The following is a 13,949-nucleotide window of genomic DNA, read 5'->3' on the forward strand; positions in this document are numbered from 1 at the left end:
CGGCGATTGCGGCGGTTAACCTGGCGTAAATTGTGCTAGCTTCTGCTGAAACAAAAGTTACAGGATGGGTTATGAAACAGCTTGATGAACGACTCAGAAGTCACTATCCCCGGCTGTCGCCGCAGGAGCAGCGTATTGCCGACTTCGTTTTTGACCACTTCGACGATCTGATCAGCTACAACAGCGCCGAGCTGGCACGGCTCAGTGGCGTGTCGAAAGCCACGGTCAGTCGGCTGTTTAAGCGTCTGGGCTATGAAAAATATAAAGATATGCGCGATGAGTTGCGCATCCTGCGTCAGAGCGGCATGCCGCTTACCGATAATCGTGATGCTGTGCAGGGCAACACGCTGCTGGCGCGGCACTACAAGCAGGAGATGGCCAACCTGACACAGTGGGTCAACAGCCTGGATGCCCGGCAGTTCAGTGAGGTGGTCGGGCAGCTGGCGCAGGCGAAGCGCGTCTTTATCATCGGCATGCGCAACGCCTATCCGGTGGCGCTGCACCTGCGCCAGCAGCTGGTGCAGGCGCGTTCCCAGGTGCATATCCTGCCGCAGCCGGGCCAGACGCTGGCTGAGGAGCTGGTGGATATTACTCCGGCGGATATGGTGGTAGTGATGGCCTTTCGTCGTCGTCCCCGCATCATCCGGCCACTGATGCAGCAGCTGAAGGCCGCCGCGGTGCCGGTGCTGGTGCTGTGTGAGCCGCAGGCGCAGACGGTGATGGCACTGGCGCGCTGGCAGCTCTGTACGCCGCTGGACAGCGTCTCCGCCTTCGACAGCTACAGCGCCGCCATGAGCCTGGTCAATCTGCTGGCGAATGCGCTGCTGCATGAAACCCTGGCCCAGGGTCGCCAGCGTATTCATCAGATCGCGGATCTTTATCAGCAGTTTGATGAACTGGAGCACCGTTAACAGGCACCATTCTGGTGCTTTGCCCCATTTCAGTACATCTCCGCTACGGCGTAATTATCCCCCGATTACGCCCGCCTTCCACTCAGAGCCGCCCTGTTTATCGTTTTTTTCGTGCCAGCCGGATTGGCACATTAGTTGCAGATTCAGGTTCAAAGAATCTTTTGTTTCACGTTAATCTTACCGGGGTGCATAATGAAAAAAGTTTTGATGGCGGTTGCCGCAGCGGCATTACTGATGGCTCAGGCGGGAAGCGCACTGGCCGATCAACTGCAGAATATTCAGAAGCGAGGCGTCATTCGCGTGGCCGTACCGCAGGATTTTCCGCCGTTTGGTTCGGTCGGAACCGATCTGCAGCCGCAGGGGTATGACATCGATATGGCGAAATACCTGGCAAAGCAGATGAAACTTAAGTTGCAGCTGGTGCCGGTCAGCAGTGCCAACCGCGTGCCTTACCTGCAGACCGACAAGGTTGATCTGGTGATCTCCAGCATGGGTAAAAATGCCGAGCGCGAAAAGGTGATCGACTTTACCCGTGCCTATGCGCCGTTCTTCCTGGGCGTCTTCGGGCCGAAAGGTGACGAAATTAAGACGGCAGCGGCCCTCGGCGGCAAGTCGATTGGCGTCACGCGCGGGGCGGTCGAGGATATGGTGCTGAGCGACGTGGCGCCGAAAGATGCGCAGGTGAAACGTTACGAAGATAACAACACCACACTGTCCGCCTACCTCTCCGGCCAGGTGCAGTATGTGGCTACCGGCAACCTGGTCGTGGCGGCAATTGCGCGTCAGAATCCGGCCAAAGCGCCCGTCGCGCAGTTTATGCTGAAAGATTCACCCTGCTTTATCGGCCTGAAGAAAGACCAGCCTGCGCTGAAAGCGAAAGTGAATGAACTGATTGAGCAGGGCATTAAAGATGGCACCCTGAATAAACTTTCTGAAGAGTGGCTTAAAGCGCCGCTGCCTGCGAACCTCGGCGCCTGAGGAACGATTCATGACCGGGCAACTTAACTTTCCCGCCCTGTGGCCTTACTGGCCGGAGCTGCTCTCCGGCCTCTGGGTCACCATTCAGCTCACGGTGCTGGCAACGACCGGCGGCGTGGCGATTGGGATTGCAGGCGCGGCACTGCGCAGCGGCAAACCGGGCTGGATGAGCCGCCTCTGGGGCATCTATGTCGAGCTGATCCGCAATACGCCGTTTGTCGTGCAGCTGTTCTTTATCGTATTTGGCCTGCCGGCGCTGGGGCTTAAGCTCACCGCGGGGGAGGCGGCGCTGCTGGCGATGCTGATCAACCTGGGGGCTTACAGCACAGAGATTATCCGTGCCGGGATTCAGGTGACGCCGAAAGGGCAGTGGGAAGCGGGACGGGTGCTGGGCTTAACCCGCAGCCAGACCTTTCTGCGGGTGGTGCTGCCCCCGGCGCTGCAGCGCATTTATCCGGCGCTGGTCAGCCAGTGCATCATCGTCATGCTGGGCTCGTCGGTGGTGTCGCAGGTCTCCTATGAGGAGCTGACCTTCGCCGCTAACCTGATCCAGTCGCGCACCTTCTTAAGTTTTGAAGTCTATCTGGTGACCACGCTGATCTACCTGGCGTTGTCGATTGTGATGCGCCATCTGCTGCTGGCGATTGGCCGTAAATGGTTTGGAGTGCAGCCATCATGATGACGACCTTTTCCGACTGGGACATTCTGCGCAACCTGCTGCTGGCCGCGCGCTGGACCCTGTTACTGTCGCTGGTGGCCTTTGTCGGCGGCACGCTGGTGACGCTGCCGCTGCTGTTTCTGCGCCTGCTGCAGCGCCGGTGGCTGACGCGCGTCATTCGTGGTTACACCGCGCTGTTTCAGGGTACGCCGCTGCTGATGCAGCTGTTCCTGGCCTTTTTTGGTGTCGGCCTGTTCGGCATCGATGTTGCGCCCTGGACCGCGGCGTCACTGGCACTGACTTTCTACACCAGCGCTTTTCTGGTCGATATCTGGTACGGCAGCATCCGTGCGCTGCCCAAAGGGCAGTGGGAAGCGTCGCGCTGCCTCGGCCTGACTTTTGGCCAGACGCTGTGGCGGGTGATTGCCCCGCAGGCGATCCGCATCGGCATCGCGCCGACGGTGGGGTTTGCCGTCCAGGTGATCAAGGGTACCGCGCTGGCGTCGATTATCGGTTTTATCGAGCTGACTAAGGCGGGCACCATTCTGAACAACGTGACTTATCAGCCGTTTAAGGTCTTCGGGCTGGTGGCGCTGGGCTACTTCCTGATGTGTTATCCGCTGTCCCGTTACAGCCAGTATCTGGAGAAAAAATTTAATGCCGCTCATCACCATTAATCAGGTGCAAAAATATTACGGCGACAACCATGTGTTGAAAGGCGTGGATCTGGATATCGACATGGGCGAGGTGATCTCGATCATCGGTCGCAGCGGATCGGGCAAGAGTACGCTGCTGCGCTGCATGAACGGGCTGGAGGGCTACCAGGAGGGCAGCATCAAGCTCGGCGGGATGACCATTACCGATCGTGATTCGCAGGCGCGTGAAATCAGCCGCTCAGTCGGAATGGTGTTTCAGAACTTCAACCTGTTCCCGCACATGACGGCGCTGGAGAACGTGATGCTGGCCCCACGCCGGGTGCTGAAAAAGAGTGATGCCGAATGCCGGGCGCTGGCGACGCAGATGCTGGAAAAAGTCGGACTGGGCGAACGGCTTAACTACTATCCGGGCAGCCTCTCCGGCGGTCAGCAGCAGCGGGTGGCGATCGCCCGTGCGCTGGCGATGACGCCAAAAGTTTTACTCTGTGATGAGATCACCTCCGCGCTCGATCCCGAACTGGTTGGCGAAGTCCTTAAAGTACTGGAGCAGCTGGCGGCAGAGGGGATGACGCTGATCCTCGTCACCCATGAAATGAACTTCGCCCGCGACGTGGGCGATCGTGTGGTCTTTATGCATCAGGGGCGCGTCTGGGAACAGGGTGACAGCAAAACGCTGTTTGCTCAGCCGCAGACACCGGAGCTGAAGCAGTTTATCTCTTCAGTTCGCCTCTGAGCCTCATAAAAGGAAATGATGATGGATATGACTAAATTCCCGCAACTGAATCCGCCACAGCGTCTGCTGATGGGGCCAGGACCGATCAACGCCGATCCCCGCGTGCTGCGCGCCATGTCGAGTCAGCTGCTGGGCCAGTACGATCCCGCTATGACCCACTACATGAATGAAGTGATGGCGCTCTATCGCGGCGTATTCCGCACGGAGAATCGCTGGACGCTGCTGATTGATGGCACGTCTCGCGCCGGTATCGAGTCGATTCTGCTGTCGTCTATCCGGCCGGGTGACAGAGTGCTGGTGCCGGTATTTGGCCGCTTTGGTCATCTGCTGTGCGAAATCGCCCGCCGCTGCCGCGCCGAGGTGCACACCATTGAAGTTCCGTGGGGCGAGGTCTTTACGCCCGACCAGGTGGAAGAGGCGATCAAAAAAGTGCGGCCGCGCCTGCTGCTCACGGTGCAGGGCGACACCTCCACAACCATGCTGCAGCCGCTGGAGCAGCTGGGGGCGATCTGCAAACGCTATGGCGTGCTGTTCTACACCGATGCCACCGCGTCGCTGGCGGGTAACCCGCTGGAAACGGACGCCTGGGGGCTGGATGCGGTGTCAGCAGGGATGCAGAAGTGTCTGGGCGGGCCATCGGGCACCTCGCCGATCACCCTGAGCGCGGAGATGGAGGCGGTGATCCGCAAACGTAAATGCGTGGAGCAGGGGATCCGCACCGAGGCGCATCAGGATGGCGAAGAGGAGATGATCTACTCCAACTATTTCGATCTCGGCATGATCATGGATTACTGGGGGCCGGAGCGGCTTAACCATCACACTGAAGCAACCAGCGCCCTGTTTGGCGCGCGCGAGTGCGCCCGTCTGATCCTGCAGGAGGGGCTGGACAACGGCATTGCCCGTCACAAACTGCATGGCGACGCGATGCTGAAAGGCATTCAGGGAATGGGACTGGAAACCTTTGGCGACCTGAAACATAAAATGAATAACGTGCTGGGCGTGATGATCCCGTCAGGCGTCAATGGCGACCAGGTGCGCAAGCTGATGCTGGAAGATTTCGGCATTGAGATCGGCACCTCGTTTGGCCCGCTGCATGGCAGGGTCTGGCGCATCGGCACCATGGGTTACAACGCACGCAAAGATTGCGTGATGCAGACCCTGTCGGCGCTGGAAACGGTACTGACCCACCTCGGTTATCGCACGCCGCAGGGCGCTGGCGCCCAGGCTGCATGGGATCACTACGGGAGTCAGGCATGATGATGAGCGCCAGCGAAGCCCGGATCGCTGCAGAGCGCGTGATGGCGCGCTGCGACGCGCTGGCGGCGATCAGCGAATCGGCAGAGGGGCTGACCCGCGTCTACCTGTCACCCGAGCATCTGCGCGCCAACGCCTGCGTCGGTGAGTGGATGCAGGCGGCGGGAATGCGGGTATGGCAGGATGAAGTGGGCAATATCTGTGGTCGCTACGACGCGGCTGACGCGGGCGCGCCTGCGCTGCTGCTGGGGTCGCATCTTGACACCGTGCGCAACGCAGGGCGTTACGACGGGATGCTGGGCGTGCTCAGCGCCATCGAAACCGTACAGTGGCTGAATGAACATCAGTGCCGGCTGCCGCTGGCCATTGAGGTGATTGGTTTCGGCGACGAAGAGGGCACCCGCTTCGGCATTACGCTGCTCGGCAGTCGCGGCATAACCGGCAGCTGGCCGCAAAGCTGGATCACGCATCCCGATGGCAACGGCATCACCGTGGCGCAGGCGATGGCGGATGTCGGTCTCGACAGTGAGCAAATTGGCGCTGCCGCCCGGCGGGTAGAGGACATTGTCGGCTATCTTGAACTGCACATCGAGCAGGGGCCCTGTCTGGAACAGGAAGATCTGGCGCTGGGCGTCGTCACGGCAATCAACGGTGCGCGTCGCCTTAACTGCCGGTTTACCGGTGAAGCAGGCCATGCGGGCACGGTGCCCATGACCCACCGCAAAGATGCGCTGGCTGCCGCAGCCGAGTGGATGGTCTTTGTCGAGCAGACCACCCGTGAGCAGGATCCGCAGCTGGTGGCCACTGTTGGCACCCTGAACTGTGCGCCGGGCGCGGTGAACGTCATCCCGGGCGAGGTATCGCTGTCGCTGGATGTGCGCGGCCCGCAGGACATGCCGCTGGAGACACTGCTCTCCAGCCTGTTAACCCAGGCGGAGGCGATCGCGCTGCGGCGCGGGCTCCGTTTTGAGTCGAACGAATATTATCGCATCGGGGCTACAGCCTGTGACTCCGCGCTGCAACAGGCGCTGAGTCACGCGGTGGAAACGGTGCAGGGGCGTACGCTTTCACTGCCGAGCGGCGCCGGGCACGATGCTATCGCCATCGCTGAACGCTGGCCGGTCGGGATGTTATTTGTGCGTAACCATCGCGGCATCAGCCACCATCCGGCGGAGTCGGTGGCGGTAGATGATGTGGCGCCTGCACTGCAGGCCTATCTGCAGGCGATTTCACTGATTGCCGGACGGAGCTGAAGATGGAATTAGCCGCTTTTAACCAGCTCGACGCCAGCGAGGCGCAGGCCGCTATCCGGCACTGCGTGGCGATCCCCCACTGGCAGCAGTCGCTGGTGGCCGCCCGGCCTTTTGCCAGCAGAGAGGCGCTCATGACGGTGGCTGATACGCTGGCCCGCCAGTGGCAGCAGCCTGAGTTACAGGCCGCGCTCACGGCCCATCCCCGTATCGGCGAGCGCGCAGAGGGCGCGGATAAAGAGGCGGCCCTGTCGCGTGGTGAGCAATCCGCAATGCAGCAGGCCGATCACACTCTGCAGCAGGCGATGCAGCAGGGAAATCAGGCGTATGAAGCGCGTTTTGGCCGGGTATTTCTGATCCGCGCGAAGGGGCGCAGTGGCGAAGAGATGCTGGCGGCGCTGCAGCGCCGGTTGCAGAATAGCGAGGCTGACGAACAGCAGGAGACGCTGGATCAGCTGCGTGAAATCACCCTGTTACGCCTTAAGGAGACAATTCGATGAGTACCATCACCACTCACATTCTGGACACGGCGCTGGGCAAACCTGCCTGTGGGATTGCGATTTCACTGGAGCAGAACAGTCCGGAAGGCTGGTTTCCGGTTGCGGAGGGCGCGACCGACAACGACGGGCGGCTGAAAGATCTGACACCTGAACCGCTGTCGCCGGGCCACTACCGGCTAACCGCAGAGATCGGCGACTATTTCGCCGCCGCCGGTCGGGATGCACTTTACGTCAGCGCGCAGATCGATTTCGTGATTGCCGAGGCGGGCAGCCATTTCCACCTGCCGTTTCTGATCTCGCCCTGGTCCTGGTCAACCTATCGCGGCAGCTGAAAAGCTGCCGCGTCAGGCCTTACAGGGAAAAGCGATCCGCATCCTGCCAGGCCGGGAAACGCTCACGGTAGGCGTTGAGCGTCTCCAGCGACAGTTCGGCGTCCAGCCGGGCGCGCTGATGCGGCTCTGCCTCACTGAGGATCTCGCCCTGCGGGGAAATAATCTGGCTGTCGCCGCTGTAGTGATGCTGATTACCGTCGCTGCCGACGCGGTTGCAGCCGGCCACATAGGCCTGATTTTCAATCGCCCGCGCTAACAGCAGCGCCTGCCAGTGCCGCGCACGCGGCGCAGGCCAGTTGGCGACATAGAGCGCCAGATCGTAATCGTTGCGGTTGCGCGAGAAGACCGGGAAGCGCAGGTCATAGCAGATCTGCGGCAGGATCCGCCAGCCGCGCCACGTAAACACCTGACGCTGTTCGCCCGGCAGATAGTGGTGATGCTCATCTGCCATCCGGAACAGGTGGCGCTTATCATACTGATGCACTGTGCCGTCGGGCGCGACCAGCAGAAAACGGTTTACCGCACCGTTCTCGGTCTGGATCGCCGCGCTGCCGCCAATCAGGGCATCGGTGCGCCGGGCATGCTGATGCAGCCACTCCACCACCTGCGCTTCGGGCAGCGAGCTTTTGGCCGCTTCCATCGCAAAGCCGGTGGTAAACATCTCCGGCAGTATAATCAGATCGCGACCGGTGAGTCCGGCCAGCTGCGCATCGAAATGGCGCAGATTGGCCTCGCCATCCATCCAGCTCAGCGTCTCCTGCAAGAGCGTGATTTTTAAAGCTGACATAAGCGCTCCGCGGCGGCATCTAAGGTCGCCGGCTGTTTAGCAAAACAGAGGCGAATCAGTTTATGAGGAAAAGGATCGGCGCAGAACACCGAGAGCGGGATCGCCGCGACGCCCACGTCGCGGGTCAGCCACTGGCAGAAGCTGACATCATCCAGGTCGGAGAGGGCGCTGTAATCCACCAGCAGGAAGTAGGTGCCCTGGCAGGGTAAAACCTTAAAGCGGCTGGCGGTCAGCGCCGTTGCCAGCCGGTCGCGGCGGTCGCGATAAAACGCCGGCAGCTCATGATAATGTTCCGGATGTTCACGCAGCATATCCGCAATCGCCAGCTGCGCCGGGGTATTCACCGAGAAGGTCAGATACTGATGCACCTTGCGCAGCTCAGCGCTGATCGCCGCAGGCGCAATACAGTAACCCACTTTCCAGCCGGTGATATGGAAAGTCTTACCAAACGAGGAGACTGCAACGGCGCGCTGACGCAGCTCAGGATGGGCCAGCACGCTGGCGTGACCCGCTTCATCGAAGCAGATATGCTCATAGACCTCGTCGCTCAGCACGTAGACTGGCCGGGCGGCAATCGCCTGCCACAGCGCGGCGAAATCCTGCTGCAGCCAGACGGTAGCCGAGGGGTTGTGCGGCGTGTTCAGGATCACCAGCCGGGTTTTATCACTCAGTAATGCAGCAAAAGCGGCCCAGTCGACCCGAAAGGCGGGCGGCTGCAGCGCAATACGTTTCATGACGCCGCCCGCCAGCGCGACCGCAGGCGCATAGCTGTCGTAGCTGGGATCAAAGCAGATCACTTCATCGCCCGGCCGCACCAGCGCGGTAATCGCCGCATAGAGCGCCTCGGTAGCGCCCGCCGTTACCGTAATCTCTGTTTCAGCATCGGGCCGGTAGTCATAAAGCTGCGCGGTTTTCTCAGCAATCGCCTCACGCAACGGTAGCACACCGGTCATCGGCGCATACTGGTTCGCCCCCTGGCTGACGTGAAACGCCAGCCGCTGCTGCAGATAGTCGGGACCACTGAAATCAGGAAAGCCCTGTGAGAGATTGATGGCGTTGTGCTGCTGTGCCAGCGCACTCATCTGGCTGAAAATCGTGGTGCCGAGTAAAGGAAGCTTACTCTCGGGGATCAGGTTGTGCTGCGTCATGGTGTCAGGCCTTAAGCGCGAAGAGTGATGCGGTCTCACCCGGGGTTTGTGCCACTATAAACAGGATGGTAGTATTTGGCAATCAAGACGCTTAGATGGCTAAATGCGTTATGCTCCACACCTCAGCGGCGTTGACTGCGCGTACTTACCCCGGTCACTGACTGATGTCAGCGCCCGGGGATGCGCATACCTGCCGCTTTGCTGAGATGCGGATCATTTAGCATTTAAATGCTCCGTGTAGCAGCGGCGTTAGCTGCGCGTACTTACCCCGGTCACTGACTGATGTCAGCTCCCGGGGATACGCACACTTGCCGCCTTGCTGAAATAGGGATCATCCGGCAGGACCCGGAGAACAGGAGTTAGAAGTGGGATATTCAGGCTAAAAATTTCACTACAACGGCGGGGACTTCTGTAGCCTTTACCCACAGTTACGTCACCCGCTACACATTTCACCGCAAGGAACCGTTATGTCGCAGACTCTTCCGTTAGATCAGCTGGTCGCTGCCTGTCACTGGATTGGGGCGAAAGGCTGGGCACCGGCCACCGGTGGGAATATGTCCGTGCGTCGCGATGCGCATGTCTGCCTGCTGAGTGAATCAGGCAAAGACAAAGGCACGCTGACGCGGGATGATTTCATCGAGGTCGATATCGCCACCAGCCAGTCACTTTCCGGCCGTAAACCGTCGGCAGAAACCGGGCTGCATACGATGATCTATCGCCTGTTTCCCGAGGCGGGCGCGGTGCTGCACACCCACACAGTCAATTCGACCGTGCTGTCGCAGGTGGAGCAGGGAGCGGCACTGCTGCTGCACGGTTATGAGATGCAAAAATCGCTAAGCGGACAGCAGACCCATCTGGATACCGTGGCGATCCCGGTGTTCGACAACAGTCAGGATATTGCGGCGCTGGCGTCAGAAATTGAGGATTACGCCGCCCGTTTTCCGCTGCGCTACGGCTTTCTGCTGCGCGGCCACGGCTTAACCTGCTGGGGCTGTGACGTCGGCGAAGCACGCCGTCATCTGGAAGGTCTGGAATTTTTATTTGAATGCGAACGTCAACGTCGCCTGCTGGAGAGAGCATGATTCACGCCATTGTCACCGATATCGAAGGCACCACCAGCGATATCCGTTTTGTACATAACATCCTGTTCCCCTTTGCGCGTGAGCATCTGCCCGCGTTTGTGCGCGACCATGCCGGCCAGCCAGAGGTTGCTGCGGCGCTGCAATCGGTGCGTGACGAGGCCGGTCAGCCAGCGGCCGATCTGGCGACGGTGACGGCGATCCTGCTGGATTTCATGGATCAGGATCGCAAATCCACCGGCCTGAAAGCCCTGCAGGGCATGATCTGGCGCGACGGCTATCTCAACGGCCATTTTACCGGCCACCTCTATCCCGACGTCGTACCTGCGCTGCGTAACTGGAAGGCGCAGGGCATTGAACTCTATGTATATTCCTCCGGCTCGGTGGCGGCGCAGAAATTGTTATTTGGCTACAGCGACGAAGGTGATATTACTGGCCTGTTCAGCGGCTATTTTGACACGCACGTCGGGGCCAAGCGCGAGGTCGCCGCCTACCGGGCGATTGCTGCTGAGATCGGCCAGCCAGCGGAGCAGCTGCTATTTCTCTCCGACATTCATCAGGAGCTGGATGCGGCCGCGGAGGCGGGCTGGCAGACGCGGCAACTCCTGCGTGGCGAAGCGGATCCTGAGAGCCGCCATCGGCAGGTCACTGATTTTTCCCAGATTAACCCGGAGTCAATTTAGGATGAGTGCACTGACTATTTTTACCGATCGTGATGCCGCGCAGCCGGTGTGGCATAGCACTGATGCAGAGGCGATCCGCGATCGTCTGAATACCAAAGGCGTCCGTTTTGAACGCTGGGAAGCGGATCGCAACCTGGGTGACAACCCGGACGCCGACACCGTCATCAGGGCTTATCAGCACGCCATCGATCGGCTGGTGGCAGAGAAGGGCTATCAAAGCTGGGATGTCATCAGCATGCGCGCCGACAATCCGCAGAAAACCGTGCTGCGCGAGAAGTTTCTCAACGAGCATACGCACGGCGAAGATGAGGTGCGCTTCTTTGTTGAGGGTGCCGGACTCTTCTGTCTGCATCTGGAGGGTGAGATCCTGCAGATCCTGTGCGAAAAGAACGATCTGATTTCGGTGCCAGCGGGCACGCCCCACTGGTTTGACATGGGCTCGTCACCGCACTTCACCGCGATCCGTATTTTCGATAATCAGGAAGGCTGGGTGGCGAACTTCACTGGTGATAAGATCGCGGATGCCTATCCGCGTCTGGCGTAACCGGTCAGCCTGCGTGTAGGGTGTCGGGCAGCGTAGCCCGCCCCCTCTTACAGCCTTAGCGGGGCTGAAAGAAGCCGTCCCGCACCTGATCGGGCGTCACCACGCCGGTGTCCAGTATCCAGCCGCTGATCAGGGCGGCAGGCGTGACATCGAACGCCGGATTGAAGACCTTTGCTGCCTCCGGCGCCCACTGAACGCTGCCAAAGCTGCCGGCAACGCCTTTGACTTCGCTGGCGGCACGCTGCTCGATTGGAATCGCCGCGCCATCAGGACAGTGGCGATCCAGCGTGGTATGCGGAGCCGCGACGTAAAACGGGATCCGATGGTAATGGGCCAGTACCGCCAGGCTGTAGGTGCCGATTTTGTTCGCCACATCGCCGTTGGCGGCAATGCGGTCCGCGCCGACCCAGACCGCATCCACCTCGCCACGCGCCATCAGGCTGGCGGCCATGGCGTCGGTAATCAGGGTGTAAGGCACCTCCAGTTCACCCAGCTCCCAGGCCGTTAATCGTCCCCCCTGAAGCAGCGGGCGGGTCTCATCCACCCAGACATTTTTCACCAGGCCCTGCTGATGCGCCCGTGCGATGACGCCCAGCGCGGTGCCGACACCCGCCGTGGCCAGGCCGCCGGTATTGCAGTGGGTCAGGAGCTGGCTGCCGGGTTTCACCTGCGTGCAGCCCGCCTCAGCGATAGCGTCACACAACTGCTTATCTTCCTGCACCAGCCGCCAGGCTTCTTTCGCCAGCGCGGACGCAAAGTCCGGCTGCGCCAGCGCCACTTTCATCCGATCCAGATTGTTCATCAGGTTAACCGCGGTAGGGCGGGCGGCGCGCAGGGTCTCCAGCGCCCGCGCCAGTTCAGCCCGTCCCTCTCCCTGACCGGCCAGCAGCGCCAGCAGCAGCGAGGCGGAAAGGCCGATCAGCGGCGCGCCACGCACCCGCAACGCATGAATATGCTCAATCAACTGCGGCACGCTGTGCGCGGGCAGCCAGTTTTTTTGCTGCGGCAGCGCCTGCTGGTCGAGGATCCAGAGCTGATTGTCACGAACCTGTAAACTGGTAGTTTTAAGTGTCTGCATTGTGGGTGAAATCCATGTTGCGTTAATGGCTGATATTGTGCCAACATGCTGAGCGGATGTATAGACGTCTGAACGGCTTATTATACCCGGTCATCCCCCTTCGACTGACGAGGAACAGGCAATGTCGCAATACCATACCTTTACCGCTGCTGATGCTGTGGACTATGCCCGGCAATTTGGCGGTGTGGACAATCCTGCTGCACTGAGCCGGGCAGAAGAGATTGGTGATGGCAACCTCAACCTGGTGTTTAAGATCTATGACGACCAGGGCATCAGCCGGGTGGTGGTCAAGCAGGCGCTGCCCTATGTGCGCTGCGTGGGCGAGTCATGGCCACTGACGCTGGACCGGGCGCGGCTGGAAGCGCAGACGCTGGTCGAGCACTACAAACATTGCCCGCAGCACACGGTGCAGATTACCCATTACGATGCGGATCTGGCGGTGATGGTCATGGAGGATCTCTCCAGTCATCGCATCTGGCGCGGCGAGCTGGTAAAGGGGGTTTATTACCCGGAAGCGGCCCGGCAGTTAGGCGTCTATCTGGCAGACACTCTGTTCCACACCTCCGATTTCATCCTGCATCCGCACCAGAAAAAAGCGGAAGTGGCGCGTTTCATCAATCCGGAAATGTGCGAAATCACCGAGGATCTCTTTTTTAATGATCCCTACACCAACCACGAGCGCAACAGCTATCCCGCTGCGCTGGAACCGCTGGTCGCCAGTCTGCGCGACGACGCTGCGCTGCGCATTGCGGTAGGCGGCCTGAAACATCGCTTCTTTGCCCACGCCGAAGCGCTGCTGCATGGTGATATTCACAGCGGCTCGATTTTCGTTGCTGACGGCAGCCTCAAGGCGATTGATGCGGAATTTGGCTATTTTGGTCCCATCGGGTTTGATGTTGGTACTGCGGTAGGCAACCTGCTGATTAACTACTGTGGCCTGCCGGGGCTGCTGGCGCCGCGCGAGGCGGCCGACGCCCGCGAACAGCGCCTCAGCGATATACACACCCTCTGGACGACTTTTGCCTCACGTTTTCTGGCGCTGGCGGCAGAGAAAACGCGCGATCAGGCACTGGCTTATCCGAGCTACGCGGCAGCGTTTCTGCGCAAAGTGTGGGCCGACACCATTGGCTACTGCGGAACTGAACTGATTCGCCGCACGGTGGGGATGTCCCACGTTGCGGATATGAAGCTGATTGCCGATCCGGCGATGCGCACCGACTGCATTCGTAACGCGATTAACCTGGGACGCACGCTGATTCTGGCGGCCGACCACGTAGAGGATGTGGATGCGCTGATTGCCCGCATCCGTCAGGCTGGATAAAGAAAGGCCGACGTGACGTCGGTTTTCAGAAAAGACA

The 13,949-nt window shown here is 60.2% G+C and carries 16 protein-coding genes; 13 read left to right on the forward strand and 3 right to left on the reverse strand.

Features of this window, described 5'->3' with window-relative positions:
• Positions 1-71: 71 nt before the first annotated feature.
• The 9 genes from hpxU to uraH all read left to right on the forward strand — a co-directional run bounded on the left by hpxU (position 72) and on the right by uraH (position 7,272).
• A complete protein-coding gene (gene hpxU, locus RT657_RS10010; RefSeq protein WP_313654210.1) occupies positions 72-911 on the forward strand; it encodes a MurR/RpiR family transcriptional regulator HpxU in 840 nt (279 codons plus the stop codon).
• A 192-nt stretch (positions 912-1,103) separates the two neighbouring features.
• Complete coding sequence (locus RT657_RS10015) at positions 1,104-1,889, forward strand: transporter substrate-binding domain-containing protein (protein ID WP_313654211.1); 786 nt, start codon at positions 1,104-1,106, stop codon at positions 1,887-1,889.
• A 10-nt stretch (positions 1,890-1,899) separates the two neighbouring features.
• Positions 1,900-2,568, forward strand: a complete 669-nt coding sequence (locus tag RT657_RS10020) for an amino acid ABC transporter permease (protein ID WP_313654212.1) — start codon at positions 1,900-1,902, stop codon at positions 2,566-2,568.
• Positions 2,568-3,224 carry an amino acid ABC transporter permease gene (locus RT657_RS10025; RefSeq protein WP_313654642.1) on the forward strand — a complete coding sequence of 219 codons (657 nt, stop codon included), beginning with the start codon at positions 2,568-2,570 and terminating at the stop codon, positions 3,222-3,224. The genes RT657_RS10020 and RT657_RS10025 overlap by 1 nt, the downstream gene beginning before the upstream one ends.
• On the forward strand, positions 3,205-3,936 hold the full coding sequence (locus RT657_RS10030) for an amino acid ABC transporter ATP-binding protein (protein WP_313654214.1): 732 nt from the start codon (positions 3,205-3,207) through the stop codon (positions 3,934-3,936). Before RT657_RS10025 ends, RT657_RS10030 begins: the two co-directional genes overlap by 20 nt.
• A 21-nt stretch (positions 3,937-3,957) precedes the next feature.
• The gene (locus RT657_RS10035; protein WP_313654216.1) at positions 3,958-5,193 is read left to right on the forward strand and encodes an alanine--glyoxylate aminotransferase family protein; all 1,236 of its coding nucleotides are present in this window, start codon (positions 3,958-3,960) and stop codon (positions 5,191-5,193) included.
• Positions 5,190-6,443, forward strand: coding sequence for an allantoate amidohydrolase (hpxK, locus tag RT657_RS10040; RefSeq protein WP_313654218.1), 1,254 nt, complete (start codon positions 5,190-5,192; stop codon positions 6,441-6,443). The genes RT657_RS10035 and hpxK overlap by 4 nt, the downstream gene beginning before the upstream one ends.
• A 2-nt stretch (positions 6,444-6,445) precedes the next feature.
• Positions 6,446-6,940 (forward strand): 2-oxo-4-hydroxy-4-carboxy-5-ureidoimidazoline decarboxylase, encoded by a 495-nt coding sequence (gene uraD, locus RT657_RS10045; RefSeq protein ID WP_313654220.1) that lies wholly within the window; start codon positions 6,446-6,448, stop codon positions 6,938-6,940.
• Positions 6,937-7,272, forward strand: a complete 336-nt coding sequence (gene uraH / locus RT657_RS10050; RefSeq protein WP_313654222.1) for a hydroxyisourate hydrolase — start codon at positions 6,937-6,939, stop codon at positions 7,270-7,272. Before uraD ends, uraH begins: the two co-directional genes overlap by 4 nt.
• Before the next feature lie 19 nt (positions 7,273-7,291).
• Here the strand turns inward: uraH and RT657_RS10055 are convergent, their stop codons facing one another.
• Both RT657_RS10055 and RT657_RS10060 read right to left on the reverse strand, forming a co-directional pair.
• A complete protein-coding gene (locus RT657_RS10055) occupies positions 7,292-8,059 on the reverse strand; it encodes an amidohydrolase (RefSeq protein ID WP_313654223.1) in 768 nt (255 codons plus the stop codon).
• Complete coding sequence (locus tag RT657_RS10060) at positions 8,047-9,192, reverse strand: pyridoxal phosphate-dependent aminotransferase (protein ID WP_313654643.1); 1,146 nt, start codon at positions 9,190-9,192, stop codon at positions 8,047-8,049. The genes RT657_RS10055 and RT657_RS10060 overlap by 13 nt, the downstream gene beginning before the upstream one ends.
• A gap of 482 nt (positions 9,193-9,674) precedes the next feature.
• Between RT657_RS10060 and RT657_RS10065 the strand changes: the two genes are divergently transcribed.
• The 3 genes from RT657_RS10065 to RT657_RS10075 are packed head-to-tail and all read left to right on the forward strand — an operon-like array spanning position 9,675 to position 11,513.
• Positions 9,675-10,289, forward strand: a complete 615-nt coding sequence (locus RT657_RS10065) for a methylthioribulose 1-phosphate dehydratase (RefSeq protein WP_313654225.1) — start codon at positions 9,675-9,677, stop codon at positions 10,287-10,289.
• The gene (mtnC, locus tag RT657_RS10070; RefSeq protein WP_313654227.1) at positions 10,286-10,969 is read left to right on the forward strand and encodes an acireductone synthase; all 684 of its coding nucleotides are present in this window, start codon (positions 10,286-10,288) and stop codon (positions 10,967-10,969) included. Before RT657_RS10065 ends, mtnC begins: the two co-directional genes overlap by 4 nt.
• Position 10,970: 1 nt before the next feature.
• Complete coding sequence (locus RT657_RS10075; RefSeq protein ID WP_313654229.1) at positions 10,971-11,513, forward strand: acireductone dioxygenase; 543 nt, start codon at positions 10,971-10,973, stop codon at positions 11,511-11,513.
• Between the two features lie 55 nt (positions 11,514-11,568).
• Here RT657_RS10075 and mtnA read toward each other — a convergent pair whose 3' ends face one another.
• The gene (mtnA, locus tag RT657_RS10080; RefSeq protein ID WP_313654230.1) at positions 11,569-12,591 is read right to left on the reverse strand and encodes an S-methyl-5-thioribose-1-phosphate isomerase; all 1,023 of its coding nucleotides are present in this window, start codon (positions 12,589-12,591) and stop codon (positions 11,569-11,571) included.
• A gap of 121 nt (positions 12,592-12,712) precedes the next feature.
• Between mtnA and mtnK the strand changes: the two genes are divergently transcribed.
• Positions 12,713-13,912: an S-methyl-5-thioribose kinase gene (gene mtnK / locus RT657_RS10085; RefSeq protein WP_313654232.1), complete on the forward strand. Its 1,200-nt coding sequence runs from the start codon at positions 12,713-12,715 to the stop codon at positions 13,910-13,912.
• Positions 13,913-13,949: the final 37 nt, after the last annotated feature.

This window comes from Pantoea sp., from assembly GCF_032114055.1.
GTDB lineage: Bacteria > Pseudomonadota > Gammaproteobacteria > Enterobacterales > Enterobacteriaceae > Pantoea.